This is a genomic window from Vibrio algivorus (assembly GCF_030161215.1).
Lineage (GTDB): Bacteria > Pseudomonadota > Gammaproteobacteria > Enterobacterales > Vibrionaceae > Vibrio > Vibrio algivorus.
Genome location: NZ_BSPV01000006.1, coordinates 233,903 through 259,656, shown reverse-complemented (window position 1 = coordinate 259,656; position 25,754 = coordinate 233,903). Strand labels below are relative to the sequence as shown.

Below are 25,754 nucleotides of genomic sequence, written 5' to 3'. Positions count from 1 at the left end.
GGTTTTTTGAACAAAAAATGAGAGGCATAGGCCTCTCATTTAATGTTATTGACAATTTTAGTATTACTTACGCACAGCAATCGCTTCAATTTCAATGCCTACATCTTTTGGGAGACGAGCTACTTCAACGCAAGATCGGGCAGGGTAGTTAGCAACGTTATGTTCGTCAAAAAATGCACCGTAGACTTCATTGACAGCAATAAAGTCATTTAAGTCTTTTACAAATACAGTCATTTTAACTATATCACTTACAGTTAAACCTGAAGACTCAACAACAGCTTTAACGTTATCTAAAGATTGACGAGCTTGAGCGGTAATTTCTGCTGGTACTTCACCCGTTGTCGGATTAACTGGAATTTGGCCTGAAGTCATTACCATAGAGCCAAGATCAACGCCTTGAACATATGGCCCAATTGCTGCAGGTGCCGATTCAGTATGCAGTACTTTAGTCATTATCTTTTCCTTGTTATTGATAAATATACCCAAGTGACTTCCAGATGCAGAATTCAGAGCTGTCATCCAAGTCTTTAAACAAGAAAGATTCGTACAGGAATGTAATCACCTTTCAAACGAATCTAACGCAGCCTTTCTATTATAAAAAAGAAGAGGCTTGGATGAAGCTCCCGAAGGGCAAGCTAAAACAAGCTTTATGCTGCGTTAAATTAAATAGAGATAGAATAGCTATGATCATATTCAATTTGCCTTGCCTAAAACTTGTTTTAATCTTGCTGAAACTCGCATCTTGAAGTTACTTGGGTATAGACCCATGATACATGGGCATAAAACTTATTTTTCAGTCATGATTTCGCGAGAAAAACTTTTCTCACAATACTTACACTTTAAGCGAATATCATCATTTTTTTCAATCACAGAAAAACTACTCGAAACCGGTTCATTATGAGTAATGCAATTACTATTTGCACAGTTGAATACGTCAGTGACTACTTTCGGTAAGGTTAAGGCAAGTTTTTTGACTACTTGATAGTTTTCAATTTGGTTAACGGTGGCATGAGGTGCATATAAAGCGAGCTTCTGCGCTTGCTCTTCGGTAATAAAGGTATTTTCGATTTTAAGTAAATCTTTAGCGCCAAGAGCCGACGATGGCAAGTTTAAGCCAACGGTCACCTTTTCATTTGAATTATCCATTTCAAATAGCTTTAGTACTTTGATGCCAATATGCGCAGGAATATGGTCGATCACGGTGCCGTTTTTAATGGCTTCAACTTGTAATTGGTATTGCTTAGACATGGAAAGCCTCCGTGATTATAAAGTCTGATTTAGAACAAGTGCGAGCAGTGCAGTACGTGCATAAACACCATTTTCTGCTTGCTCAAAATAATAAGCGTATGGGGTTTTATCAACATCAACCGTTATTTCATCCACACGAGGCAGTGGATGAAGCACTTTCAAGTTATCTTTAGCGGTTTTTAATGCCGCAGCCGTTAATACAAAGGCTGATTTGATATGCGCATATTCTGACTCATCAAAACGTTCTTTTTGTACGCGTGTCATGTATAAAATGTCCAGTTTAGGGATCACTTCATCCATATCGGTATGCAAGCTGTATTCAATTCCTGCATCATCAAGTTCTTCACAAATATAATCAGGCATTGCGAGCGCTTCTGGAGCCACAAAATAAAAACGCACGTTGCTGAACTTAGCCAAGGCTTGGGTTAATGAGTGTACGGTGCGGCCGTATTTTAAATCTCCGACAAACGCGATGTTGATATTATCTAAGGTGCCTTGTGTTTCATAGATACTGTACAGATCGAGTAAGGTTTGTGTTGGATGTTGGTTTGAACCATCACCAGCATTGATGATAGGTATATCATTGGAAAATTCAGAGGCTAAGCGAGCGGCACCTTCTTGTGGATGGCGCATCACAAAGGCATCAACATAAGAAGATATGATACGGATTGAATCGGCAAGCGTTTCACCTTTATTCGCGTGAGAAGTATTCCCTGCGTTATCAAAGCCAATCACACTACCACCAATACGTTGAATGGCGGTTTCAAAAGACAATCGAGTACGAGTGGACGGTTCAAAGAAGCAACTTGCCACGACTTTACCTTTGATTAACTCAGGTTGAGGGTTCTCTTTAATTTGTGCGGCAGTTTGAATGATTAATTCAAGCTCCTGACGAGACAGTTCTGGAATGGAAATAATATGCTTTTGATAGAGCGAGTTCGCCATGATTTGTCCTTAGATTCACCGATACAAAAAAGCCTCCCAAATAAGGAGGCTTGATCATGAAAGAATAAAAGCAATAACAGAATTAAATAAGCCCATTTGCTTGAAGCAAAGTTTGATATTTAGGCTTAACAGTCGCATTGCTCACTCCTTTGATAATTGGCAGAAATTATACTCCCAATAAAAGTAAGCGCAAGCGTTTGCTATCGCTCTAAGCGAATTATTGTACGCTTTGATTTCTATTTATTGAGGCTATTCACCGAGAGTCGCTACCATAACCGCTTTAATCGTATGCATACGGTTTTCTGCTTGGTCGAAGACAATAGAGTAGTCTGATTCAAACACCTCTTCAGTGACTTCTAAGCCTTTCATGCCGTATTTTTCGGCAACCTCTTTACCTACTGTAGTTTCATCATTATGAAAAGCGGGTAAGCAGTGCATAAACTTCACATTTGGGTTTTCGGTTGCTTTAATCATAGCCATATTGATTTGATAAGGGGTCATCAAGGCAACACGTTCATCCCAAGCATCTGCAGATTCTCCCATAGAAACCCAAACGTCGGTGTATAAGAAATCACAGCTTTGAACACCTTCGGTCACATCTTCGGTGAGTGTGATTTTAGCACCAGTAGTTTGGGCGATTGTTTGGCAAGTTTCGACTAGGCTTTCTTCCGGCCAAAACGCTTTCGGTGCAACCAGGCGAATATCCATTCCCATTTTAGCTGCGCCAACCATTAATGAATTACCCATGTTGTTTCGTGCATCGCCTAAGTAAGCAAAACTCACTTCATTTAATGGTTTGTCTTGGCTGTACTCTTGCATGGTAAGGAAGTCAGCTAAAATTTGAGTAGGATGAAACTCATCGGTTAAGCCATTCCATACTGGTACGCCAGCATGCTCACCAAGTTCTTCAACAATCGCTTGTCCAAAACCGCGATATTCAATGCCATCATACATTCGGCCTAAAACGCGCGCGGTATCTTTCATTGATTCTTTATGACCAATTTGTGAACCAGAAGGGCCGAGGTAGGAGACTTGCGCACCCTGATCAAACGCCGCAACTTCAAAAGCGCAACGAGTACGGGTAGATGATTTTTCAAAAATGAGTGCGATATTTTTACCTACCAGTGATTTTTTTTCACAGCCTGCGTATTTGGCGCGTTTTAGATCGCGAGATAAGCTGAGTAAAAAATCAATTTCTTTTGGCGTGAAATCCAATAGTTTTAAGAAATTTCGGTTGCGTAAGTTGAAAGCCATAACTACGTCCTTGTGAGTCGGTGGTAAAAGTTATTTATACATAAAAATGCCGATAAAGTGAATTTTTATTTAATTTAAATGCAAGGTTAATATTAATGTGAATCGTATAAATAAATTTTAGTGATAGCTCTGAATCCTGCATTTTGAAGTTAGTTGGATATAGTTGATATTTTATCATCTACACCCTTCATATTAACGCTTACTTAGTGTGAGCTTTCATGGCAAAATACACAGTATTAATCTACATTGAAAATTCGCCCACACTGGAGCTTAAGCTATGTCTAATAATGATCAATCGATGCAAGACGATTACATGTCGGTAGAAGAACTGATTGAATTTCAAAAAGAAGAAACACGTGAAATTATCGCAGCATTAATTGAAGATGGTAGTGATCCAGATGCGCTTTACGATATTGAGCACCATTTATTCGCTGAAGATTTCGCTACATTAGAAAAAGCGGTGATGGAAGCGTTCCAAATGGGCTTTGAAGTTTTAGAAGCCGAAGAAACGGAAGACGAAGATGGCACTAAAGTATTGTGCTGTGATGCGATCATGCAATCGGCTTTAGATGCTAATCTTATTGATGAGCAGGTTGAGAAACTTGTCCATTTAGCTGAAAAGTTTGACATCATCTATGATGGCTGGGGCACTTTCTATGAAGGTGAGGATGCGATTTATGATGAAGAGAATGACGACTACGATAGCGAATAAGCAACTTCCTAGTTAATCAATACCAGCTGAATATGGCTGGTATTTTTATATTTATACCCAAGTAACTTCAAGGTGCGAGTTTCAGCAAGATTAAAACAAGTTTTAGGCAAGGCAAATTGAATATGATCATAGTCATTCTATCTCTGTTCAATTTAACGCAGCATAAAGCTTGTTTTAACTTGCCCTTTGGGAGCTTCATCCAAGCCTTTATTCTGCGTCAGATTCGTTTGAAAGGTGCTTACATTCCTACGCGAATCTTCCTTGTTTAAAGACTTGGATGATAGCTCTGAATTCTGCACCTTGAAGTCACTTGGGTATATACCCAAGTGAACTCTGTATCTGAAGTTATTTGGGTATACTTACAACTAATTCACGGACGATTATGCATTTTTTACTCGATGGCCTTTGGCAGATATCCCCGCTTACTGATTTGTCTATTCCTCAAGCCGATATCGCTTTTCCTGCTAAATTAAGTTCGGTATTACCTGGTCATCTAAGTGAGCAAGATATAGATCAGCAAGAATGGCATTTAATGCATGATATCGAGGTTGATCAGTCAATGTTGGATCTTGCTGGTGTTGATCTTGTTATCGACGGTATTGATCGTTATGCAGAGGTACGAGTTGGTGGGGTAGCAGTGTTTGACTGTGATGGTAGCCAATACCGTTACCAAAAAGATATTCAACCTTACCTTAACCTAGGTAAAAACCGGATTGAAATTCTGTTTTTAGAAGCTGATGATGATTTCTTGATTGAGGAAGAAGTATCAGTTTGCCATTTAGGCGAGCCAGTCAATGACGAACCAATTGTCAGTGGAATTAAACGAACACCATTTTTACGTTTGGTTCGCAATGTTCGATTACAGCATGTGGTGACTGAGCAAATTTGGCATCATGGTGGTGGCTGTGAACTAAAGGTAGATGTGTATTATTCGACATTAAAGCCGGGATTAGTGTCGACTCAAATAAAATACGAAGGGATGATGTACACCATACCTTTAGATGTGAGAAACGACCACGTTACGGCAGTTTTTCAGCTCGATGCCCCTAGGCAAGCGGTGATTGAACAAAAAACCAATCAAGCGTTATCTGGTCAGACGGAACTTTACGTTCACTTAGATGGCTATCACTTTACGTTTAACGTAGCGCTATCGGAAACTCAAAGTGTTAGTCATTATCCTTTATAACCTTGGCAATTTTAATCGTTATTACAATGCTTTAGCCATCACTACTTCACAATCACTGTGACCGGTATTTCCCCAAGGCCCATCTAGATGCTGAAAGCCAAGCTTTTGATATAATGCTAGAGCTGCTTTTAGCTCTGCGGTTGATTCTAAATAACACTGCTTAAAGCCAATTTTTCTAGCGTGTTCAAAACAAGTATCTATTAATTTTTTAGCAAAACCTTGGCCACGAGCATGATTTAAAATATACATCTTTTGTAATTCACATACTTCAGGCTTACCTACTAACGGGGCAATTCCTGCTCCACCCACAACCAGACCGTCTTGATTGACCATTACCCAGTAGTGAGAACGCATCGCTTGGTAGACTTCAAATAAGCTATCTAAAGTTGGATCGGCCACGCTATAGCCTTTATCGGCGGTTAAGCCAAATTCTGCGGAAACATCACGAATAACTTGAGCAATTTGAGGGTTATCTTGCGGCTGAATAGGGCGAATAGTGTAAGGCATAGTACGGCTTGATTCTTAAGGATATGAGTAATAGTAGAGAGTGTACTTCAATATTTCTCGGCTATGAAAATAAATATGAAAAACAAAAACGCCCACTATCTTATTCGGAGTAGTGGGTCGTGGGCGCTTGTTGTTTTAAATGTTGATTCTAGGGCCTGTTGAACTTTCGTGGTTAAACTTTGTTCGAGATAAAAGCATTTTAGGCAAGGCAAGTCGATTGTAGCCTAGTTATTCTAAGTAAATGAGACTTAACGAAGCATAAAATGCTTTTAGCCGAACCCTTCGGGCAGCGTTTGTTGGTCATTTGCACTGCGTTATCGGCTCCTCGTGTAGGCTAGCTACACCACGGAGCCTCTGCCTTGTTCAAATACCCAACAATTCGCTGCAAAAATCATCACGAAAAATCAACAGGCCCTAGGATTAATAGGCTCGTGCCTGGTCGTCTTTTACTTCTGAAACTTCAATACTATGCTGCTGTAATTCATGGTGGTGGCAATGTAAGCTGATTTTTGCTTTTTCATTACGTTGCCACACTCGTTCGTGGAAATAGAACACAACCGTGTTGATACTTGGCTCTAATGCAGCTATTAAACCACCGACAAACACATCACCTGTTAGTAAGTAAACGACTAGAAATGCAACACTAAAGTGTAAAACAGCGAAGCTAGCGGTTTTACGGCTTGGCTTTAACATAGCCAAACGAGCCCATTTAGGCTGCTGCCATGCTTTTTCATGAAAGTAGAAGGCAACTGTATTTACCATTGGTTCAATCATCGCGATTAAACTACCTAAGATAATGTCACCCGTTAATACATAAGCAACAGTAAAAGCGACAGTGAAATGTAAAATAGCGAATGTGAATGTCTTTTTCATAATGACTCCGAATAATGTCTTTGATTTGTTGAATACATTATTGCGAATAATTCTCATTACGTAAAGTAAGTTTATGATTATTTGTTTGATAGGTAAAAGCTATTGATGAGAGGAAAGGTTTCGAGGCCCTAGTCCCTAGTTCCTAGGCGGTTGTCGCTGAATATTTACCGTAATAAATAGACATTTGCGCTTGCTTTATAGTAAGCATGGAAAGCTGCCCTCTAGGAACTAGGAACAAAAAAGAGACCGCAGTTTTCACTACGATCTCTCTTACTTTATTTGCTAGTTAGAAACTTACAGCGCAGCAATCGTTGCTTTTTGCTCTTCTAGTTTAACCAAAGTTTCTTGGTAACCCTCAAGTTTCGCACGCTCTGCTGTAACAACCGCTTCTGGTGCTTTAGCTACAAAGCCTTGGTTGTTTAGTTTACCTTCGATACGTTTAATTTCACCTTGAGTTTTTGCCACTTCTTTATCAAGGCGAGCCAACTCCGCATCTTTATCAATTAGACCAGCCATTGGCACCATGATGGTTGATTTACCTACTAATGAAGTTGCACATGCAGGTGTTTCTTCACCCTCTGTTAGTACTTTTACATCTTCAAGTTTACCTAACGAGCTTAATACCGCTAGGTTATCTTCAAGACGTTTAGCATCAATGTCATCGGCTTTTAGCATGATAGAAAGCGGTACGCTTGGTGCGATATCGTATTCTGCACGTAGGTTACGAATACAAGTGATGAATTGTTTTACCCACTCAATATCATCTAGTGCTTTTTGGTCGAAGTTGTTTTCATCAAACTGAGGCATTGCCTGAGTCATGATGGTGTCGCCTTCAACGCCTGGAACAAGAGGTTTCACGCTCTGCCAGATAGACTCTGTGATGTATGGGATCACAGGGTGAGCAAGACGCAATGTTTTCTCTAATACAGTAATTAGGGTACGACGAGTAGCACGTTGTTTTGCTTCTGTACCTTTCCATAAAACCGGCTTAGTCAGCTCTAAGTACCAGTCACAGAATTGGTTCCAGATGAACTCGTATAGCGTGTTAGCGGCCATATCTAGACGGAAGTTTTCGATATGGGCGTTAAATTCTTTCGCCGCGATTTCAAATTGAGATTCAATCCACTTATCCGCTAGAGAATATTCAAGCTCGGCACCTTCAGTAAAACCACAATCTTGTTCTTCTGTGTTCATCAATACGTAACGGCTTGCGTTCCATAGTTTGTTACAGAAGTTACGGTAACCTTCAAGACGCTTCATATCCCAGTTGATGTCACGGCCAGTTGAAGCCATCGCTGCTAGGGTGAAACGCAGTGCATCAGTACCATAAGGTTCGATACCGTTTTCAAAGGTTTTACGAGTGTTTTTCTCGATCTTCTTCGCAAGCTGAGGCTGCATCATGTTACCGCAACGTTTTTCAACTAAAGACTCAAGATCAATACCGTCAATCATATCGATTGGGTCAAGTACGTTACCTTTTGATTTAGACATCTTATCGCCGTTTTCATCACGGATAAGGCCAGTCATGTAAACGGTTTTAAATGGTACTTGTGGCTTACCATCTTCATCTTTCACAAAATGCATGGTCATCATGATCATACGAGCAACCCAGAAGAAGATGATATCAAAACCAGATACCAATACATCAGTTGGGTGGAAAGTTGAAAGATCTTTAGTTTTTTCAGGCCAGCCCATCGTGCCGAAAGTCCAAAGTGCAGAAGAGAACCAGGTATCTAATACGTCATCGTCTTGGCGTAGCACAATCACTGAATCGAGGTTGTTTTTCTCACGTACTTCTTCTTCAGTACGACCAACATAAACGTTACCGTTGTTATCATACCAAGCTGGAATGCGGTGACCCCACCAAAGTTGGCGAGAGATACACCAGTCTTGTACATCACGCATCCACGCAAAGTACATGTTTTCATATTGTTTAGGTACGAATTGGATTTCGCCATCTTCAACTGCTTTAACCGCTGGAGCCGCTAAAGGTGCGGTGCGAACGTACCATTGATCGGTTAGCATTGGTTCGATAACCACGCCGCCACGGTCACCGTAAGGAACCGTCAGATCGTGATCTTTCACTTCCTCTAATAAGCCAAGAGAATCCATTTCTGCAACTAGCGCTTTACGTGCTGCAAAGCGTTCCATACCTTGGTATTGAGTAGGGATATCATTGCTGTATACGTCTGATGGTTTACCTGTTGTAGTGAACACTTCAGCCGCATCACGGATATCCGCATTTAGCGTTAAAATGTTGATCATTGGAAGTTGGTGGCGTTTGCCTACTTCATAGTCATTGAAATCGTGCGCAGGAGTGATCTTCACACAACCTGTGCCTTTTTCCATATCAGCGTGTTCGTCACCCACGATTGGAATGCGGCGATCAACGATAGGCAAGATGATTTCTTTGCCAATGATATCTTTGTAACGAGGATCTTCAGGGTTAACCGCAACACCAGTATCACCAAGTACGGTTTCAGGACGAGTGGTTGCCACGACAATGTAGTCTTTACCTTCAGCGGTCACTGTGCCATCTGCTAATGGGTAGCGGAAGTGCCACATGTGGCCTTTTTTGTCTTTATTTTCAACTTCAAGATCAGAAATGGCAGTGTGCAGTTTTGGATCCCAGTTAACCAGACGTTTACCACGGTAGATCAGGTCATCTTCATAAAGACGTACGAAAACTTCACGAGTCGCATCGGATAGGCCATCATCCATGGTGAAGCGTTCACGATCCCAATCAACCGATGCGCCAAGGCGACGAAGCTGACGAGTGATGTTGCCACCTGATTCTGCTTTCCAATCCCAAATTTTATCAATAAAAGCTTCACGACCGTAATCGTGTTTTGTTTTGCCTTCTTCTGCTGCGATCTTACGCTCAACGACCATTTGAGTTGCGATACCGGCGTGGTCGGTACCGACTTGCCAAAGTGTGTTTTTGCCTTTCATGCGCTCACAACGGATTAAAGTATCCATGATGGTATCTTGGAAGGCGTGTCCCATATGAAGACTACCGGTGACGTTCGGTGGTGGAATGACAATGCTGTAAGCTTGCTTTGAAGTATCACCATGAGGCTTGAAGTAACCAGCCTCTTCCCAACGCTGGTATAGCGCTTGTTCAATAGATGTTGGGTTATATGTCTTTTCCATAGTCTTCTTTTATCGATACGTTGAGCGTGAAAAATAATGTTTTGCGAGTCTAGAGCGCTGCGCTTTTTCGTTGCTAGGGCGCTTCGCTGCTCGATTTATTAGCTACTCGATTTACGTGCTTTGCTTTTCCGAGCTACGAGTAACGTTTTTAATGTTAATTGTCTGCATTTCAAAGCCAGCTTGTCGGTAGATTTTATACCTTTCTCGAGCTTGTTGCTTTGCTTTTTCTTCGCAAGGGACGAAGTCTACCACTTGTCTAAAGGTCTGAGCAAAAATTGTATTATCATTGGCCATATTGATGACTAACTGACGGTTACGATTTGGCTTTATTTGACTAAAACCTATTTCAATAGGAGTTCCATATTGAGGACCTTCTCCCGATAAGTTATGCGATTGAAACTGTTCAGGTTCTTTTTGCCAAAAGGCTTCATCTATGGCTTCAGCTTGGCTTTTATCTTGTGCGTTGACGTATACTTTTGCGCCTTGAGAAGCAAAATAACTGGCTAAATACACCACATAATCAATATGGCCAGTAGCGGTATCTTGCAAGCTGGTTGGTTCAATGATGTAAAAAGTTGCAATAGCCATAGGTTGATTTTATGTCAGACTAAAATGAAAGGGGACCACAGAGGCCCCCATTTTATACGATTAGCTCATCAAAGAGATAAATATTATTCCTCTAAGATTTGCGAGCCTGATGCGCGGTTCACTAAGAATTGTACCAATAATGGCACAGGGCGACCGGTTGAGCCTTTTTGTGCACCCGATTTCCAAGCTGTACCTGCAATATCAAGATGTGCCCAATTGTATTTCTTAGTAAAGCGAGATAAGAAACACCCTGCGGTAATAGTACCACCTGGGCGACCACCGATATTGGCCATATCAGCAAACGGGCTATTCAGTTGTTCTTGGTACTCATCAGCCATAGGTAGACGCCATGCTCGGTCACCCGCTTGCTCTGATGCGTTGACGATCTCATGCGACAGTGGGTTATGATTAGCAACCACGCCGCTGATGTGATGACCTAGTGCAATGACACAAGCGCCCGTTAAGGTTGCGACGTCAATAACACAATCAGGGTCAAAACGTTCAACATAGGTCAATGCATCACAAAGCACTAAACGGCCTTCGGCATCCGTATTTAATACTTCAACCGTTTGTCCTGACATGGTGGTTAAAATATCACCCGGACGATAAGCATTACTACCTGGCATATTTTCACAGCCCGCTAACACACCAACTACGTTAATTGGTAGGTTTAGTTTCGCGAGTGCTTTCATTGTGCCGAAAACAGAGGCTGCGCCACACATGTCGTATTTCATTTCATCCATGCCTTCGCCTGGTTTTAATGAAATACCGCCTGAATCAAAGGTTAAACCTTTACCGACTAGCACAATCGGCTTGGCTTCTGGATCTGGGTTACCTTTATAGTTGATGATTGACATCATAGATTCATTGCGCGAGCCACGACCTACTGCTAAGTAAGAGTGCATGCCGAGTTTTTCCATCTCTTCTTCACCAATAATTTTGGTGGTGATGGTTTCGAAATCATCGGCTAGGCGACGTGCTTGAGAAGCGAGATAAGCAGGGTTTGCAACATTTGGTGGCATATTACCAAGATCTTTCGATGCTTTAACACCTGATGAAACCGCTAAACCATGAGAAATCGCTTTTTCACCTAAGTTAAGCTCGCGACGGGTAGGTACATTAAAAACTAATTTACGTAGTGGACGGCGAGTTTCAGGCTTATTGCTCTTAAACTGATTAAAGGTGTAAAGGCTATCTTTTGTTGATTCAACTGCTTGGCGAACTTTCCAATAAGTATCACGACCTTTGACATGTAGCTCTGTTAAGAAGCATACTGCCTCCATTGAGCCAGTATCGTTTAGGGTACTGATAGTTTTTTGGATAATATCTTTGTATTGACGTTCGCCTAGTTCACGCTCTTTACCACAGCCAACAAGCAGAACACGTTCAGATAACATGCCCGGTACTTGGTGCAATAGCAGCATTTGACCCGGTTTACCTTCTAGGTCACCTCGGCGCAGTAATGAACTAATATAGCCGTCGCTGATTTTATCTAGTTGCTCGGCGACAGGAGAAAGGCGACGTGGCTCAAACACACCAACGACTATACAAGCGCTGCGTTGTTTTTCTGGGCTGCCACTTTTTACACTGAACTCCATGCGTACTCCTACATCCTAAAGACAAATAGAACTAAATGTTGGATAATGCTTATTCTTCGTTGCCATTGAGCAAATTGTTCTAGAATTAAGCAACACAAGATTTAGTTAGAAATAGTAAATCGAGTGGCTTTGATAATTCACTCGATATTTATAGATTAATATAGTTAAAAAACATTAAAAATAATAGACTCATCGGAAAACTATAGTGATTCCGTCAAAAAAACAAGTTTTGTATAGGTAATGCTGCGTGATTATTGTTAGATATTTGATCCGCGAGACACTCAAAAGCCAATTTGCCGTCTTCTTTGTGCTTTTTCTCGTGTTTTTGAGCCAAAAATTTATCAGTGTATTAGCTGATGCATCTGATGGGGATATTCCCGCCAGTATGATTATGTCGATTGTTGGTCTAAATATGCCTGCTATGGGGCTATTAATGCTGCCTTTGAGTTTATATGTAGGCATATTACTAACTTTTGGCCGCTTGTATGCCGAAAGTGAAATCACGGTAATGAATGCTACCGGGATTGGTAATAAGTTTTTGGTGCATGCCGCCTTATACCTTGCCGTGATCACTGGAGCCATTGCCGCCTTTAACTCTTTATACCTTTCTCCTTGGAGCCAAGAAAAAGTAACCCAACTTCTTGAGCAAGTTACCGCAACCAGTAGTATAGATTTACTCAAAAAAGGCCAGTTTCAACCCGCACCAGACGGTAGTGCTGTGGTTTTTGTTGATGATATTAAAGATAAAAAACTGACTAATGTATTTGTGGCTCAAGCACAGCCAAGAGACTCTATTCGCCCAAGCGTAATGTTTGCTAACTCTGGTGTCGTGCAAGAGTTTCCTGATGGTCGCCAAATGTTAACTCTGAAAGATGGTGTTCGTTATGAAGGGATTCCTAATTCTCTAGATTACCGTAATACGGATTATGAAGAATACTCAGCGTTGATTGGTCAACGCGATGTGCAAAAGAAAAAGCGCAAATGGGAAGCTATTCCTACTAAAGATCTTATCGGCATCAATGACCTAGAAGCCAAATCTGAGTTTCAATGGCGACTGAGCTTAATTGTTTGTATCCCATTACTCACTTTAGTTGTAGTACCTTTATCGGCGGTTAACCCTAGACAAGGGCGTTTCGCCAAATTAGGTCCTGCTGTATTGATTTATTTAGCTTACTTCTTAGCAATCAGTGCCATGAAATCGGCTATTGAAGATGGTAGTGTTCCGCCAGCATTGGGAATGTGGTCGATTAATGCTTGCTTGTTAGTTGCAGGGATTATTCTCAATAGTTTAGATAGCTTATTCGTACGTGGACTCAGAGATAAATTGAGAAAAAGGAAGTTGAGCCGTGTTTAAAATTCTTGATTGGTATATTGGCCGAACCATTATTGCCACGTCCTCTTTGTGTCTTGCAACTTTGGTAGGTTTGTCTGCCATCATTAAATATGTAGAGCAGTTACGTAAAGTTGGTCGGGGGACTTACGACTTAATGGAAGCTTTGTACTTTGTGGTATTAAGTATTCCTCGCGATATCGAAATGTTCTTCCCAATGGCTGCCTTACTTGGTGCTTTGATTGGTCTTGGGATGCTAGCTGCTAGCTCTGAACTTGTGGTTATGCAGGCGTCAGGCTTTTCTAAATTAAATATCGGTGTTTCAGTATTGAAGACGGCAGTGCCATTGATGTTAATGGTGATGATCCTTGGTGAATGGGGCTCACCGCAAGCACAAAAATTAGCACGAGATTCACGTGCCATGGCGATCGCTGGTGGTGATATTGTTTCGGTTCGAGATGGTGTTTGGGCGCGTGATGGTAATAACTTCATTTATATCGGCCGAGTTAATGGTGAAAATGAATTAAAGGGCGTGACTATTTGGCAGTTTGACCAAGAGAAAAAGCTTAATGATATTCTGGTTTCCCAAACGGTTCGTTACGAAGAAGGCAACCGCTGGATGATGAAAGATGTCCAAATTACTAAGATGAAAGATGACGTTCAGCTTAGTAAAGTGAAAGAGCCAAATTATGAATGGCAAACTACATTAACACCGGACAAGCTCGCGGTAGTAACGGTTAAACCAGAAGAGTTATCATTAACGGGTTTATACAGCTACGTGACTTATTTGAGGGATTCAGAACAAGATCCATCCCGTTATGAATTAGCTTTTTGGCGTAAAGTTTTCCAACCGTTATCGATAGCCGTGATGATGTTGATGGCATTATCGTTTGTCTTTGGTCCACTGCGTAGTGTAACCATGGGCGCGAGAATTTTATCGGGTGTTATTGCAGGTTTTACTTTCTACATTTCCAGTGAAGTATTTGGCCCGATGAGTTTGGTATACGGTATACCACCGATAATAGGGGCATTAGCTCCGAGTGTGATTTTCTTGGCGGTTGCCGTGATGCTTATGAGGCGGAAAGCCTAAAAGTAAAGTCGCCAATATAAATAAGGGATGCCAAGTGCATCCCTTTTTAATGTAGCTCTATATACCCAAGTAACTTCAAGATGCGAGTTTCAGCAAGAATAAAACAAGCTTTAGGCAAGGCAAATTGAATATGATCATAGTTATTCTATATCTGTTCAATTTAACGCGGCATAAAGCTTGTTTTAACTTGCTCTTCGGGGTCTTCATCCAAACCTAAGGTTAATTAGGACTTTAAAAGAATAGGTTAGAGAGTACTATACCGCTTTGGGTAAATGAACTACTTGGCATTTTGCCCACATATCTTGCAAGGCTCTTTTTTCTGAATCAAATAGTACAGTAAGGTTGCCTAAGCCAAATAAAGATGTTGAGATACGAATTAGAGATTGTCCGAAGCGTATATTGCTGCCATCTTCATTTTGTAGCCTTAGCTTCCAAGCTCGCATGCCGAGAGTCTGTCCTTTCATCCAGAAGAAGCTTAAAAAACCAACCCATACAAATACTACATAACCATGAAATAGAATGCTCCAAACAGGGTGGTGATTGAGTAAGTCACTGGCATCAATATATGATCCGTAATTGATGATGCCTTGAGATAGAAGGGCTTCCATGGTGGCTATTACAATGCCGACAGCGATCATTTCCACCGCAATAATAATCAGAGCATCATAAAATATCGCCGCCAAACGACGTAAAAAACCAGCAGGCTTGGTATGTACTTGAGAATTCATAAGCGATCTAATTTATAAAAGGTGTCAGCAGAATAGCTATTTGTATAAGACATTTAAAGTTGAAACTTGTATCTAATTAGCATTAATGGTGAAAATATCAGCGATTAAACCATTTTGAAAATTTAACACTTGCGCCAGTGTATTCCATACGTATAATTCCAATCACTCCTTAGCGTTATAGGCTAGTTGAGTGACAATTTGGCGGTGTGGTGAAATTGGTATACACGACGGATTCAAAATCCGTTGCCTTCGGGCGTGGCGGTTCAAGTCCGCCCACCGCTACCACTTCTTTTCCTTTTGTGGTCAAAGGGTTAGAAGTTTAGCAACAAATCCTCAAATCGTAGTCGTTACTTTATTCTGTGTAAATCTGTGCACTGAGGTAACTACAATGGCTACTATCCAAACTCTAAGCGGTGTTCGGGGTAAAACCTATCGCGTTCAATTTATGCGTGACGGTCGTCGCGTTTCTAAATGTTTCAAACGTAAAAAAGATGCTGAAAAATTCCTAGCTCAAATTACGCTTGATGACTCTCTAGCTTCTTCGCTAACAAACTACACATTAAACACACTTACATTTCAAAATGCTGTAACTCAATACCTTGAACAGTACGACGGAAGAGATCCGTCTATTAATCAACGGTTGGGATACTTTATTAATGTATTTGAAGATAAGCCAGTTGGTAAAATCACACGTTCAGTATTGAAAGCTGAACTAGATAAACTTACTGACCAAGGATTAAGCCCGGCAACAGTAAATCGTTATAAAGCATCTATTAGCTCACTCTTTACATTCATTAGTAATGAGTTCGATATTCGCCATAATCCCGCCCGTGAAATTCAACAGCGAAAAGAATCTAAAGGTTCTACTCGATTTCTATCTGACGATGAACAAAAGCGCCTACTTATAGCGTGCCGTTCGTCTGAGTGGAATAAATTATATTTACTCGTATTGATGGCGCTCACTACTGGAGCTCGACGAACTGAGTTATTGACACTAACTTGGCACGACATCGATTTAAATAACCGACTCGCTACGTTACATAATACGAAAAACGGTGATAAGAGATTGCTACCGTTAACTATGTCCGTAGTTGATGAGCTTCGCCGGTTCAAATCTACTGGTTACGTATTCCCTCATAATTCGAACCTTGGTGATTATTTCAGAAACTTCGATTGTCATTGGTCTGATGCAAAAAGTAGGGCGGGTATCAATAATTGTCGTTTTCACGATTTACGGCACACTGCAGCGTCAACACTGGCTAGAAATGGGGCTACGTTATTAGAGATTGCCGAAGTTTTAGGACATCGTTCATTAGAAATGACAAAACGTTATTCCCATCTTTGTGTCGGCCATAAATCAACCTTGATAGATAGGGTGTTTGGATGATTTATTATCACTATTTGACGGTATGGTCAACTGAGGATTTATTTCTTTTGTGTGATTTAAGTCACGTTTTTATCTTTTGACTAAATCGTCAAAATTAGCTCTTAGATATAGTCCACCCGACCACAACGGATTATTACAACCTAATCCGATATATAAGCGACTACTGAGGATTGAATAAAATGAATAACAATTTTGATGAATTGGCGATGGATTTAAACAATTGGATCCCGGCTATTGATGTGCCTAAGCAATTCCCACAATTTACCCATGCCCAGATAAAGAATTTAATCTGGAAGCGAGAGCACAATCCTGCTCTTAATCGTTGCTATAGACGTGTAGGCCGTAAAGGTTATATCAATGCGCCTTTGTTTGGTTTGTTTATGGCGGGGATGTTACCAGAGCAGCGAGGTGAGCATAATGCTTGATGAAAATGGAGGCGGCGCATTCGAGCAGCAACTCGATGCGCCGGGTTCTCTAAGTGGTAAAAACTTTGGCAAGTCCTCTACCGCTGACAATTATAACCTAAGTGACAGAATGGTCAAACCGTTAACTGATTGGGTTAAGGATACAGCCTCAATGGCTAACCTTTTCGGCTACCGACCTATTCCTTACTATAAGTCTATCGGTAAGCCTTCCCCCTATGCCGCAGGCCAAAGGTACACAGCAGATGATCCTAAATGGGCAACGGCTGACTTTGTAGCTATTGCGCTAGATAACGTTGTTTTGGTCGACTGGGACGCATACAAAGACCAAGTTATTAGCATTGCTGAACTAGCTGTAAAACTTGGCATCAGTGAGGTGGAATTGCGCGGTGCTGAGGTACAAAACGACCCGAAAAAGGACAGTAAGCATTTCTTTTTCCGTTTGCCTGATGGGTTTGATCGTTCGCAAATTATGGACTCCAACAACGGTAATTTTATACGTGGTGTAGACTTTAAAACAGGTAACCAATTAGCCTATTTAAAGCCGAACAAAGAATTACGTAATGGTGTATTGCCATATGTTGACTATCTGCCATTAGTTCCTCAAATCATCATTGATGAGGTCCTAAAACCAAAGACGGTTACAACGCAGATAGGTGAGCTTAAAACATGTACGGAAGAAAACTTTCACGCAATACGACACCTGACTGATGCTTGCAGCGCATTGGCGACTATGGGTGAGGATACCGGGCGTAACTCAAAATTAAACGAATTGAGCCTTGAGTTTTTGTCGTTGGCTTATGGAGGATTCCTCCAGTTTGAAACAGTGCGCAATAGCCTATTAGCAGCATACACGCAATGCGGTGGTGAGGGCTTTGAAGCGACGTTCAATAGTGCGAATCGGAAAGCAGCAACGCAACCACGAAATACCGTTAAACCGCATGTTGGCGCTGTGGCGTTCGGTGATGGTGCGATACCACAACAACATAACTCGCCTACGTTACCTAATGTGGATTGTGAGTTTAACCTATTTGAGATTTCTGCAAATTGGGTGGAAGAATGGGTTATGACACCAGAGGGGCAATATCAACATAAGGCATTGAAGAACGTTCTAACACAACGATCATTCGATAATAGATTTCATAATGTAGTCCCTAATGGTGAAGGTAATGCCAGTAAATACGTGAAAGGTAAGATACCTACAGTTGACTGTATTTTTTATAATCCGCTAGAAAGTCGGGACGTTTATAGAGATAAGCAGACAGGGCTTATAGCATTGAACACCTATGTACATTATTCACCGGAGCGCGTTGATACTAAACGTGCCGGAGAACTAATTAAAAAGCATCTTAAATGGGTGTTCGGTGATGAAGAGACAGAAATGTTAATTCTCGACTGGATGGCATGGCAAGTTCAGAAAATAGGTGTTTTAAACCGTTTCGCCCCCGTTGTAGTAGGTGATTTTGGTGATGGTAAAACTACAATTGCTAATTTCATAAAAAATGCCATAGGTAAGGCTAACGTTGCTCAGATCACGAATGATGCGATACAAGAACGCTTCAACGGTTGGGCAAACGAGGGGGCAGTAGGTGTGATTGAAGAGTTATACGTATCTGGCAAAGATCGTTACACCATCGGCAACAGATTAAAACCGGTTATCACTAACGAAGATTTTAGATTGACCGTAAAATATATGAATGGCGTAACTGTTGATAACTACACCAATTATTTTGTTTGTACTAACCACCGTGATTGTATTCCGTTAGAAAAAAATGATCGTCGTTGGTGGGTGATAGAGTCGCAATGGCTCAATAAACCGGTGTGTAAAGCTCAATCGAAGATTCACCACGAAGAGGTTTACCACTATCTAAAACACGAAGACAATGGCGGCGTTCATTGGTTTTTAAAAGATCATGTGATAAGTGATAAATTCCTTTCATTTAGCGAGGCGCCTATGACACCAGCTAAGATGCGCATGATGCAATCTGCATTACCTGAGAACACACTGGCAATAACGGAGAGATTAGGCTCTTTAGGTCAGTTACTTGTTATTAACGGGCATCTTTCCACAACCGAGCTTTTACGTCGTGATATCGATTCTGGTTATCAATATCGCCTAAGTGGTGGTAAATCTCTTTCCAAAGCACTGGATGATTTAGGATTTAAACGAGTTGAATCTCGCCCCACAGTTAACGGTATTAAGCATACCTTGTATTGTTTCCCCATTGGCAAAACAATAAACGACTTCATTTAATAAAAGTGACCCGCTACGGCGGGTTTTTTTACGCCTGTATAATTATTTTTATGTAATCCAATTAGACAGGAAAAATTATTTACTTGTCCTATCCTGTCTAGTTCCTGTCTAGTTAGCCAGGGGTTTTTGTGTCGGTGGACAGGAAGAGGACAAGTAAAGGACAGGAAAAATAATTTACTTGTCTAGGTTATGTTATTGTATTTATTGGCCTTATCCACCTAACAGACAGGATAGACAAGATAAACGTTAAAAGTAGTGAGAAAAGAATTTGTACAAAAAAAAACAAATATAAATAGAATAGGGTTTTGCCCTGCTTTACTTGTCTATCCTGTCTAGTCACATAAAAACACTGGCTAATCCCAACTAATGTCTAAACATCTATTTTTAGCTGATCACCCGATTGCGCCCCGTAAATGTAAAAGTTTGGTTTTCACGGTAACGCAGAACACGCGCACTACACTTCACGCCCCATAAATCACCGCCACAGACTGCTAAAACCGTGGCTATAATTTTCCGCCGCGCTCGAAAGTTACATTATAAATATACCGGATCATTTCCCTCTATCGGTTGACGTTATCGTCAGTTAAGTTATTGAAAAATAAGTTATATTTAACCTTGCCGTCAAAGGTGATAGGGACTATTGTCTACTTGTAAATATCGCAACATTAGACATAAAAGGTGAAATATCAATGGATACTATTTTCAAAGCACCGAAAACCTACGGGCCAAAAACCGAGCAACTACCTATCGATCAATGTGTTTGCCGGTTGAAAAACATGGCCGCACGTTTAATAACGCTGAACGTTCGTGATCAAGAAACTGGCGAGCAATACGCTTTGCAGGTTATCCCCGGCCACGCTGAACCAACAAACGCCACGCCGTCGGCGGTTAACTCAGCATTCTGTAAACATTTAATTGAAAAAGGCGACCTGATCGCATTGCCACTTGAGGGGGCGATTTGATGCGAAACCCAAACGTGAACACAACAATGGCCGCATTACTCGCCGGTGATAACCAAGAGGCGATGATCTACCTTGGTTCGCTCATTCAACAAAATATGCACCCATTACGTGCCGTTCGCAATGAAGCGTGGGAAAGCCTTTGCGAGTTGGTGCACCAGATGCGTAACAACATGAGCGGGCATAATGCGCCTTGCGTGCGGGTAAAGGCGAATCAAATAAAGCGCATGGCGTCGCGTGGTGGCATTGAACGCGCCCAATTTATTAATGATTGCGTGCGCCAAGCACTACACGAGGATAACGACACTCACATTAATGCGTTAACTGTGATGCGCAAATACTTTGAAGCAGCAGCAACAGTTAAAGATAAGCGAGACTCAAAATGATCGATTTAACCGAACTTGATGAAATTTTGGAACAAAACGAGCAAGACAGAAAAATTATTCTGTCTCGCCTAGCTCAATTAAAAGCCGAGCAATCCAAGTTAGAAACTGATTACGCGAAAACGAAAACTGACGTGCAGCCATTCTTAGCTCAAATTGATGGCGCTATAAATGAAATTACAGACAAATTACGCGACGCTGTAAAGGCTTGGGGCTTTGATGATGCCCATGGACTTAATCCGGTGACCGTTGCCCGAGCTTCTCAAAAATTGGCTGATATAACACAGTTCACCACGTTTGAATCTCTTGTCCGAGAAAAGGACGGTGCACAGTTGATCGCACTTTGCAGTGTTGATGTTTTTGAGCGAAAGCAGCCTGTTTTTGTTTCGGTCGATGCGATGAAATATCACCATTTAAAAATGCTGTGTCAGGCTTTAGAAATTTCTGGTGAATATATCGAGCAATGCACCGAACTGTTTAATAAACGCCGTGATGTTGAGAGAAAATCTTTCATCATGCCGGTTAATTTTGAGCGTAAAGGCCCAGCACCGACTGAGCATGACATTAAACGAGCTACTAACCCGCATCTTGTAAATATGTAAGGGGTGAATTATGAAACTACACGTTAACCGATTTGATTTTACAGGCGACTTAGCCACGGATTTGCAAAACGGCTTGATAACAGCGTTTGATGATGCAGACAACTTAATGAGCGTGGATGATGCCATTAATAAACTGACCGATGGCGCGAAAGTGGCAGGTGTAAGCGCACCCAATGATCAATCAGCAAAGCGCGTTTATGATGGCGTGCGCCGTATGCGTTCGTTCTCCGCCAAGGTTAACGATGCAACGCCCGAGCCTATGAGTCAGTTATCTTCTTATGAAAAACACAAGCGCACCATGGCTGACGCTTGGAAAGGTGAACCGCCTAAACAATCCAACGATTCACAACCGGCTAAATTACATGCTTACGATTCATTCAAGCAGCGTCTAGCGGATGGTTGGAAGTTGTTCACTGATGATAAAGGGGGCGAATAACTATGGGTAAGTTCACCAATTCAAGCGGAAGCGGGGCTAGTTCAACCGGGCTAAATAAAATGTTGCGTGGTCGGAATTCAGGGAACAACGGCCAGTTTTATATGCAGCGCAACAAGCAGCGAGCGATTGAGCATGAAACGCCGAAGAAAAAAAAAGATACCGAGTAACCAACTGAATAAAAAGTATTGGTTTTATTTTGGGGCGTGCCGTTAATTTTTTTGGTCATTAAGTAGCGGTGCGCCCCACCTTTTTTGAGGTGATATTGCATGACTGATGATCAGTTAAAAGAGTGGCAAAAATTATCACATTATCAGCGACGATATGCGGTGGCTTGGTGGTTATACGGCGTTAAATCGTTTGGTTTAGAGACAGGGATAGTCTGGCGTTCAAATGTAGAACTTTACGAAATTATCTCACTCAAGCCACCGAAAAACCGTAAATCTTTAGTGAACGCGGCTAACAGACTTTGGACACGTAACAACAACCAGCTAGAACGTTTTATTTACGGCATAGATGGGATTCACTGGAATAACGACCGTTTGCGTTATTATTCAAAGGTTTGGGGGTTTTTATATCCAAACGCGGGGGATTATCCGTTTTCAAACGATCCTAAATCTGTATGGGTCACCGACTTAAAATATAGATATTCATTCACAAACGGCGGTAAATTGGATTTATCGGAGGCTAGAGGTCATGGACTACCAATTGATCGATGAATTGGCGCGAGCAGTAGCCGATGATAGTTACTTGGTTCACCCACGACGATGGTTATCGGAGCACGACATACCGTCTATTTTTCTCACCGGTTTACCTAATGATTGCCCGCATAAAATACTCATTGATGATTATCGGGCAATGAACACCGAAGCCAGGCGATTACTAAAAAATTGAGCGCCCCGTAAATGGGGCGTTTTTTTTGCTTCAATATTAAGAGCAATCCCTTTCTAATTTTTCTCGACACGCCTGTTTAACCCACGCCGAAAAAGGCACGAGTTCATTTTTATTTTTTTCAATGGCTTCTACTAATTCATGCTCGAAACGGATGTTCTTTTTCACTGATTGACTATTTTTATTTACATTACCTGTTGACATGTGCGCACACCTATATAAAACTATATCTACAGTGTACTCACTAGGGCGCACAGTATCAAATAAAAAAGAGCCCCTTGACTCGCCAAAGTAACAAGGGGCATATATCAAAGCCGATGGAGGGCTTCAATATGCAGCAGAGAATAACACTTGAAGATTTAAAACGCATCGCTCATTTGCTCACTCGTAGGCAAATTATTCGAAGTTTAACTAAAGTGGAGGGTTAAGCTATGTCTACACAAGCAGTCGATGCAATCCCCGCAGAACTTCACTCTAAATACCTAACATTGATGAAAGAACGTGGCGTATTTTGGTACGACATGGCGAAACTATGTCTAGATTTTGGTTTGAGAAATATCGAAGCGCGTGAGTTGCGCGCCGAGCACATTGATCTCGAACGTGGAATTATAATTCTATCTGATTCAAAACAGGTACGCTCTTATGTTACGAAAACGGCCAACAAGCAAATACAAAAACAATGGCTTATTGAGGGGCGTAGGTTCTTGCGCTCTGCTATTGGTGGCGAGCTTGCGCCGCTTTTGGTTCGAATGTGTACAACAGTGGACCAACTCGAAGCCTTAGCTCAAGAGTATGATCTTTTCGAAGAGTATAACCAAGCGCGAGAACAACACTACGCGACAAACGTTGAGCAGGTGCGTGTAGAGGTTGAGCGTTCAGCACCTAAAGGGCGTGTGATTGATTTCAGTCGATACCATGAAGCAAAACGAATCTTAAAGGCCCGTGTTGAGAAATATGGCGCGGTTGGTGGCTATCTATTCCCGGCGTGCGAACTCCGCAGTAATCGCGCTAAAGGGCAGGGGTATGAGCCAGTTTCTAGGCAGAGTGTTTACCGTATAGTTCAGACTGTAGGTGAAGCGCTGAAAGCTGTATCTGGTCGATGCAGAGAAGCATTAAAAGGGATTCGTTTAGGGTTGCATAGTGCGCGCAAGGCAGCAGTCCAGAAAGTGGCTAATAGCATTGATATGATGGCGGCTAGTCTTTGGATTGGTCACGGTAACGGTTCAGGTGACATTGCGACGACACAACGTTATTTAGACCGCAGTGAAAAGAGAATAAACGCTATTAATAACCAGTTGGCTGCGATGGTGTGCGATGGGTAACGGTGTGAAAAAAATGGGTAAAAAATGGGTAAACCGACCAAAACCAAGCATGACCACATGTTATCAAGGCCAATTGCAACAAGGGTTTATTGATCGTATTATGCGCCTAATGACTAAGGTTTCTGGATTCAAAATCCGTTGCCTTCGGGCGTGGCGGTTCAAGTCCGCCCACCGCTACCAAATTTAGAAAAAGGCGTTCAAGCAATTGAGCGCCTTTTTTGCATCTGTAATTTAACTAGTTTATTTTCTCTTTCTCCTTAATCGATATAGGGCGACTTCATTTTTTGAAGTGGTGAGCTTAGTTGATAGATTTTCATTCTCATTGAGCGCATTATGAAGCCGTCTTATCGATTTAATTTCAGCTAAACTGAATATGTTAAAAACAAAAAAGGGATGAATATGAAGCAATTAAAAAATCAAACACTCCTTACCTCGGTGTTAACGGATGGCAAAGGACAGCAAGTATTCAATCCATTCGATAATAGTTTGCTCGCCACTGTGCCTGTTTCTTGCCAAGCGAGAATTGAGCATGATGTTGCTGATATGGAAGCTGGGCAAAAGGTCTGGCAGAAAAAGCCTGTTGCAGAACGCTGTCAGTTAATGAAGAAATGGCATCAATTGATTTTACAAAATGAAGATGATCTCGCCATGTTGATTACCTTAGAAGGTGGTAAGCCATTAAAAGAAGCGTTAGGTGAAGTACGTTATGGAGCCTCTTTTATTGAATGGTTTGCTGAAGAAGGCCGTCGAGCTTACGGTAACACTATTCCATCAGCGAGTAATGACAAAACTATTTTAACGGTAAAACAAGCGATTGGTGTGGCAGCGGCAATTACGCCTTGGAATTTCCCATTAGCTATGATCACTCGTAAAGCTGCACCGGCATTAGCAGCTGGTTGTAGCTTTATCTGTAAACCTTCTGAATCAACGCCTCTGACAGCATTTGCGGTAACTGAGCTGGCATACCAAGCCGGCATCCCTAAAGACGTTCTACGTATGGTTTTGGGCGAAAATGCACATGATGTAGGAGAGGTATTTACCTACCATCCTTCTGTTCGTAAGTTTTCCTTCACTGGCTCGACTCTAGTAGGGCGTAAATTACAAATGCAGTGCGCTTCAACTATTAAGCGTACGTCAATGGAACTTGGAGGTAATGCACCATTTATCGTATTTGATGATGCGGATATTGATAGTGCGGTCAAAGGGGCGATTGCCAGTAAGTTTCGTAATGCAGGTCAAACTTGTGTGTGTTCTAATCGCTTTTATGTTCAAGATGCAGTTTATGATGAATTTATTGAAAAGCTGGTAGCGGAGGTCGATAAGCTTAAAGTCGGCAATGGACTTGATGAGTCGACCGATATTGGCCCGCTTATTTCAAAAGAGGCGAAGCAGAGGGTTTCTGATTTAATTGAAGAAGCGAAAGGTAGAGGGGCAAGACAAGTAAATAAAGAGCAATCGCTAGACGGTAACTTTATTGCACCAACTGTATTGGTGGATGTTGAGCACGATAGGCCATTAGTTCAAGGTGAGATCTTTGGTCCAGTATTACCGATTATTCGCTTTTCTGAAGAAGATAAAATGATTGCGATGGCTAATGATACCATCTATGGATTAGCTGCTTACTTTTATAGTCAAGACATGAATCGTATTTGGCGTGTCGCACATAACCTAGAGTACGGTATGGTCGGAGTGAACGAAGGTATCATTTCAACTGAAGTGGCGCCATTTGGTGGTATGAAACAATCGGGGAATGGTCGAGAAGGCGCTAAAGAAGGTTTGGAAGAGTACCTAGAGACTAAATACGTTTGTATTGGTGGCTTAGAAAGATAAGTAATAGTAAAAGGTTAAGTAATAGCAAAGAGTGGAAAGACACATCCACTCTTTATTTT

Annotated in this window: 26 protein-coding genes and 1 tRNA gene; 16 read left to right on the top strand and 11 right to left on the bottom strand. The window is 41.5% G+C overall.

All coding sequences use genetic code 11. The features are described 5' to 3' along the window. Positions 1-63: 63 nt before the first annotated feature. From QQJ93_RS10250 to QQJ93_RS10235, 4 genes are all read right to left on the bottom strand, one after another. Entirely contained in the window at positions 64-453 is a 390-nt protein-coding gene (locus tag QQJ93_RS10250; protein WP_089122314.1) for a Rid family detoxifying hydrolase, read from the bottom strand. Between the two features lie 333 nt (positions 454-786). Further along, positions 787-1,248, bottom strand: a complete 462-nt coding sequence (gene pyrI, locus QQJ93_RS10245; protein ID WP_089122316.1) for an aspartate carbamoyltransferase regulatory subunit — start codon at positions 1,246-1,248, stop codon at positions 787-789. Positions 1,249-1,263: 15 nt separating this feature from the next. After that, entirely contained in the window at positions 1,264-2,193 is a 930-nt protein-coding gene (gene pyrB, locus QQJ93_RS10240) for an aspartate carbamoyltransferase (protein ID WP_089122317.1), read from the bottom strand. Positions 2,194-2,442: 249 nt separating this feature from the next. Then, positions 2,443-3,447 (bottom strand): ornithine carbamoyltransferase, encoded by a 1,005-nt coding sequence (locus QQJ93_RS10235; RefSeq protein WP_089122318.1) that lies wholly within the window; start codon positions 3,445-3,447, stop codon positions 2,443-2,445. 277 nt (positions 3,448-3,724) lie between these two features. On the opposite strand from QQJ93_RS10235, the gene rraB reads away from it, so the two are divergent. Together rraB and QQJ93_RS10225 are read left to right on the top strand one after the other, a co-directional pair. Beyond that, complete coding sequence (gene rraB, locus QQJ93_RS10230) at positions 3,725-4,159, top strand: ribonuclease E inhibitor RraB (RefSeq protein ID WP_244943661.1); 435 nt, start codon at positions 3,725-3,727, stop codon at positions 4,157-4,159. A 382-nt stretch (positions 4,160-4,541) separates the two neighbouring features. After that, positions 4,542-5,345, top strand: a complete 804-nt coding sequence (locus tag QQJ93_RS10225; RefSeq protein ID WP_089122319.1) for a glycosyl hydrolase 2 galactose-binding domain-containing protein — start codon at positions 4,542-4,544, stop codon at positions 5,343-5,345. Between the two features lie 21 nt (positions 5,346-5,366). On the opposite strand, the gene QQJ93_RS10220 is transcribed toward QQJ93_RS10225, so the two are convergent. The 5 genes from QQJ93_RS10220 to pepA all read right to left on the bottom strand — a co-directional run bounded on the left by QQJ93_RS10220 (position 5,367) and on the right by pepA (position 12,064). Next, the gene (locus tag QQJ93_RS10220; protein ID WP_089122320.1) at positions 5,367-5,852 is read right to left on the bottom strand and encodes a GNAT family N-acetyltransferase; all 486 of its coding nucleotides are present in this window, start codon (positions 5,850-5,852) and stop codon (positions 5,367-5,369) included. A gap of 420 nt (positions 5,853-6,272) precedes the next feature. Beyond that, positions 6,273-6,725: a DUF2061 domain-containing protein gene (locus QQJ93_RS10215; protein WP_089122321.1), complete on the bottom strand. Its 453-nt coding sequence runs from the start codon at positions 6,723-6,725 to the stop codon at positions 6,273-6,275. 294 nt (positions 6,726-7,019) lie between these two features. Next, positions 7,020-9,878, bottom strand: coding sequence for a valine--tRNA ligase (locus QQJ93_RS10210; RefSeq protein WP_089122322.1), 2,859 nt, complete (start codon positions 9,876-9,878; stop codon positions 7,020-7,022). A gap of 111 nt (positions 9,879-9,989) precedes the next feature. Further along, positions 9,990-10,466: a DNA polymerase III subunit chi gene (locus tag QQJ93_RS10205; protein WP_089122323.1), complete on the bottom strand. Its 477-nt coding sequence runs from the start codon at positions 10,464-10,466 to the stop codon at positions 9,990-9,992. An 83-nt stretch (positions 10,467-10,549) separates the two neighbouring features. Then, complete coding sequence (gene pepA, locus QQJ93_RS10200; RefSeq protein WP_089122324.1) at positions 10,550-12,064, bottom strand: leucyl aminopeptidase; 1,515 nt, start codon at positions 12,062-12,064, stop codon at positions 10,550-10,552. 247 nt (positions 12,065-12,311) lie between these two features. Between pepA and lptF the strand changes: the two genes are divergently transcribed. Then, positions 12,312-13,418, top strand: coding sequence for an LPS export ABC transporter permease LptF (gene lptF, locus QQJ93_RS10195; RefSeq protein ID WP_089122325.1), 1,107 nt, complete (start codon positions 12,312-12,314; stop codon positions 13,416-13,418). Beyond that, on the top strand, positions 13,411-14,484 hold the full coding sequence (lptG, locus tag QQJ93_RS10190; protein WP_089122326.1) for an LPS export ABC transporter permease LptG: 1,074 nt from the start codon (positions 13,411-13,413) through the stop codon (positions 14,482-14,484). The genes lptF and lptG overlap by 8 nt, the downstream gene beginning before the upstream one ends. A gap of 254 nt (positions 14,485-14,738) precedes the next feature. Here the strand turns inward: lptG and QQJ93_RS10185 are convergent, their stop codons facing one another. Continuing rightward, the gene (locus QQJ93_RS10185; RefSeq protein WP_089122327.1) at positions 14,739-15,212 is read right to left on the bottom strand and encodes an RDD family protein; all 474 of its coding nucleotides are present in this window, start codon (positions 15,210-15,212) and stop codon (positions 14,739-14,741) included. 200 nt (positions 15,213-15,412) lie between these two features. On the opposite strand from QQJ93_RS10185, the gene QQJ93_RS10180 reads away from it, so the two are divergent. The 10 genes from QQJ93_RS10180 (at position 15,413) to QQJ93_RS10135 (ending at position 22,371) form a co-directional block, all read left to right on the top strand. Beyond that, positions 15,413-15,497 (top strand) — tRNA-Leu (locus tag QQJ93_RS10180). A gap of 103 nt (positions 15,498-15,600) precedes the next feature. Beyond that, positions 15,601-16,599, top strand: a complete 999-nt coding sequence (locus tag QQJ93_RS10175) for a tyrosine-type recombinase/integrase (protein WP_089122328.1) — start codon at positions 15,601-15,603, stop codon at positions 16,597-16,599. A 179-nt stretch (positions 16,600-16,778) separates the two neighbouring features. Further along, positions 16,779-17,024 (top strand): hypothetical protein, encoded by a 246-nt coding sequence (locus QQJ93_RS10170; protein ID WP_089122329.1) that lies wholly within the window; start codon positions 16,779-16,781, stop codon positions 17,022-17,024. Then, positions 17,017-19,275 carry a primase-helicase family protein gene (locus tag QQJ93_RS10165; RefSeq protein WP_089122330.1) on the top strand — a complete coding sequence of 753 codons (2,259 nt, stop codon included), beginning with the start codon at positions 17,017-17,019 and terminating at the stop codon, positions 19,273-19,275. The genes QQJ93_RS10170 and QQJ93_RS10165 overlap by 8 nt, the downstream gene beginning before the upstream one ends. Before the next feature lie 689 nt (positions 19,276-19,964). Next, positions 19,965-20,237: a hypothetical protein gene (locus tag QQJ93_RS10160; protein ID WP_089122331.1), complete on the top strand. Its 273-nt coding sequence runs from the start codon at positions 19,965-19,967 to the stop codon at positions 20,235-20,237. After that, positions 20,237-20,620, top strand: a complete 384-nt coding sequence (locus QQJ93_RS10155) for a hypothetical protein (protein ID WP_089122332.1) — start codon at positions 20,237-20,239, stop codon at positions 20,618-20,620. The genes QQJ93_RS10160 and QQJ93_RS10155 overlap by 1 nt, the downstream gene beginning before the upstream one ends. Then, complete coding sequence (locus QQJ93_RS10150) at positions 20,617-21,219, top strand: hypothetical protein (RefSeq protein ID WP_089122333.1); 603 nt, start codon at positions 20,617-20,619, stop codon at positions 21,217-21,219. Before QQJ93_RS10155 ends, QQJ93_RS10150 begins: the two co-directional genes overlap by 4 nt. A gap of 10 nt (positions 21,220-21,229) precedes the next feature. Then, the gene (locus tag QQJ93_RS10145; protein WP_089122334.1) at positions 21,230-21,655 is read left to right on the top strand and encodes a hypothetical protein; all 426 of its coding nucleotides are present in this window, start codon (positions 21,230-21,232) and stop codon (positions 21,653-21,655) included. 2 nt (positions 21,656-21,657) lie between these two features. Next, entirely contained in the window at positions 21,658-21,822 is a 165-nt protein-coding gene (locus QQJ93_RS10140; protein ID WP_160117464.1) for a hypothetical protein, read from the top strand. A 99-nt stretch (positions 21,823-21,921) separates the two neighbouring features. Beyond that, positions 21,922-22,371 carry a hypothetical protein gene (locus QQJ93_RS10135; RefSeq protein WP_089122335.1) on the top strand — a complete coding sequence of 150 codons (450 nt, stop codon included), beginning with the start codon at positions 21,922-21,924 and terminating at the stop codon, positions 22,369-22,371. A gap of 211 nt (positions 22,372-22,582) precedes the next feature. On the opposite strand, the gene QQJ93_RS10130 is transcribed toward QQJ93_RS10135, so the two are convergent. Then, positions 22,583-22,747 carry a YlcI/YnfO family protein gene (locus QQJ93_RS10130; protein WP_089122336.1) on the bottom strand — a complete coding sequence of 55 codons (165 nt, stop codon included), beginning with the start codon at positions 22,745-22,747 and terminating at the stop codon, positions 22,583-22,585. Positions 22,748-22,974: 227 nt separating this feature from the next. Between QQJ93_RS10130 and QQJ93_RS10125 the strand changes: the two genes are divergently transcribed. Together QQJ93_RS10125 and QQJ93_RS10120 are read left to right on the top strand one after the other, a co-directional pair. Continuing rightward, the gene (locus QQJ93_RS10125; protein WP_089122337.1) at positions 22,975-23,865 is read left to right on the top strand and encodes a site-specific integrase; all 891 of its coding nucleotides are present in this window, start codon (positions 22,975-22,977) and stop codon (positions 23,863-23,865) included. 399 nt (positions 23,866-24,264) lie between these two features. Further along, the gene (locus QQJ93_RS10120; RefSeq protein ID WP_089122339.1) at positions 24,265-25,695 is read left to right on the top strand and encodes an NAD-dependent succinate-semialdehyde dehydrogenase; all 1,431 of its coding nucleotides are present in this window, start codon (positions 24,265-24,267) and stop codon (positions 25,693-25,695) included. Positions 25,696-25,754: the final 59 nt, after the last annotated feature.

What these genes read in the sequence shown, in the direction of transcription:
- QQJ93_RS10140 (WP_160117464.1), top strand. Translation starts at nt 21,658, where the DNA reads ATGGGTAAGTTCACCAATTCAAGCGGAAGCGGGGCTAGTTCAACCGGG.
- QQJ93_RS10215 (WP_089122321.1), bottom strand. Translation starts at nt 6,725, where the DNA reads ATGAAAAAGACATTCACATTCGCTATTTTACATTTCACTGTCGCTTTT.
- QQJ93_RS10150 (WP_089122333.1), top strand. Translation starts at nt 20,617, where the DNA reads ATGATCGATTTAACCGAACTTGATGAAATTTTGGAACAAAACGAGCAA.
- QQJ93_RS10135 (WP_089122335.1), top strand. Translation starts at nt 21,922, where the DNA reads ATGACTGATGATCAGTTAAAAGAGTGGCAAAAATTATCACATTATCAG.
- rraB (WP_244943661.1), top strand. Translation starts at nt 3,725, where the DNA reads ATGTCTAATAATGATCAATCGATGCAAGACGATTACATGTCGGTAGAA.
- QQJ93_RS10165 (WP_089122330.1), top strand. Translation starts at nt 17,017, where the DNA reads ATGCTTGATGAAAATGGAGGCGGCGCATTCGAGCAGCAACTCGATGCG.
- QQJ93_RS10170 (WP_089122329.1), top strand. Translation starts at nt 16,779, where the DNA reads ATGAATAACAATTTTGATGAATTGGCGATGGATTTAAACAATTGGATC.
- pyrI (WP_089122316.1), bottom strand. Translation starts at nt 1,248, where the DNA reads ATGTCTAAGCAATACCAATTACAAGTTGAAGCCATTAAAAACGGCACC.
- QQJ93_RS10210 (WP_089122322.1), bottom strand. Translation starts at nt 9,878, where the DNA reads ATGGAAAAGACATATAACCCAACATCTATTGAACAAGCGCTATACCAG.
- QQJ93_RS10250 (WP_089122314.1), bottom strand. Translation starts at nt 453, where the DNA reads ATGACTAAAGTACTGCATACTGAATCGGCACCTGCAGCAATTGGGCCA.
- QQJ93_RS10205 (WP_089122323.1), bottom strand. Translation starts at nt 10,466, where the DNA reads ATGGCTATTGCAACTTTTTACATCATTGAACCAACCAGCTTGCAAGAT.
- QQJ93_RS10220 (WP_089122320.1), bottom strand. Translation starts at nt 5,852, where the DNA reads ATGCCTTACACTATTCGCCCTATTCAGCCGCAAGATAACCCTCAAATT.
- QQJ93_RS10145 (WP_089122334.1), top strand. Translation starts at nt 21,230, where the DNA reads ATGAAACTACACGTTAACCGATTTGATTTTACAGGCGACTTAGCCACG.
- pyrB (WP_089122317.1), bottom strand. Translation starts at nt 2,193, where the DNA reads ATGGCGAACTCGCTCTATCAAAAGCATATTATTTCCATTCCAGAACTG.
- pepA (WP_089122324.1), bottom strand. Translation starts at nt 12,064, where the DNA reads ATGGAGTTCAGTGTAAAAAGTGGCAGCCCAGAAAAACAACGCAGCGCT.
- QQJ93_RS10185 (WP_089122327.1), bottom strand. Translation starts at nt 15,212, where the DNA reads ATGAATTCTCAAGTACATACCAAGCCTGCTGGTTTTTTACGTCGTTTG.
- QQJ93_RS10225 (WP_089122319.1), top strand. Translation starts at nt 4,542, where the DNA reads ATGCATTTTTTACTCGATGGCCTTTGGCAGATATCCCCGCTTACTGAT.
- QQJ93_RS10235 (WP_089122318.1), bottom strand. Translation starts at nt 3,447, where the DNA reads ATGGCTTTCAACTTACGCAACCGAAATTTCTTAAAACTATTGGATTTC.
- QQJ93_RS10120 (WP_089122339.1), top strand. Translation starts at nt 24,265, where the DNA reads ATGAAGCAATTAAAAAATCAAACACTCCTTACCTCGGTGTTAACGGAT.
- QQJ93_RS10155 (WP_089122332.1), top strand. Translation starts at nt 20,237, where the DNA reads ATGCGAAACCCAAACGTGAACACAACAATGGCCGCATTACTCGCCGGT.
- QQJ93_RS10175 (WP_089122328.1), top strand. Translation starts at nt 15,601, where the DNA reads ATGGCTACTATCCAAACTCTAAGCGGTGTTCGGGGTAAAACCTATCGC.
- QQJ93_RS10160 (WP_089122331.1), top strand. Translation starts at nt 19,965, where the DNA reads ATGGATACTATTTTCAAAGCACCGAAAACCTACGGGCCAAAAACCGAG.
- QQJ93_RS10125 (WP_089122337.1), top strand. Translation starts at nt 22,975, where the DNA reads ATGTCTACACAAGCAGTCGATGCAATCCCCGCAGAACTTCACTCTAAA.
- QQJ93_RS10130 (WP_089122336.1), bottom strand. Translation starts at nt 22,747, where the DNA reads ATGTCAACAGGTAATGTAAATAAAAATAGTCAATCAGTGAAAAAGAAC.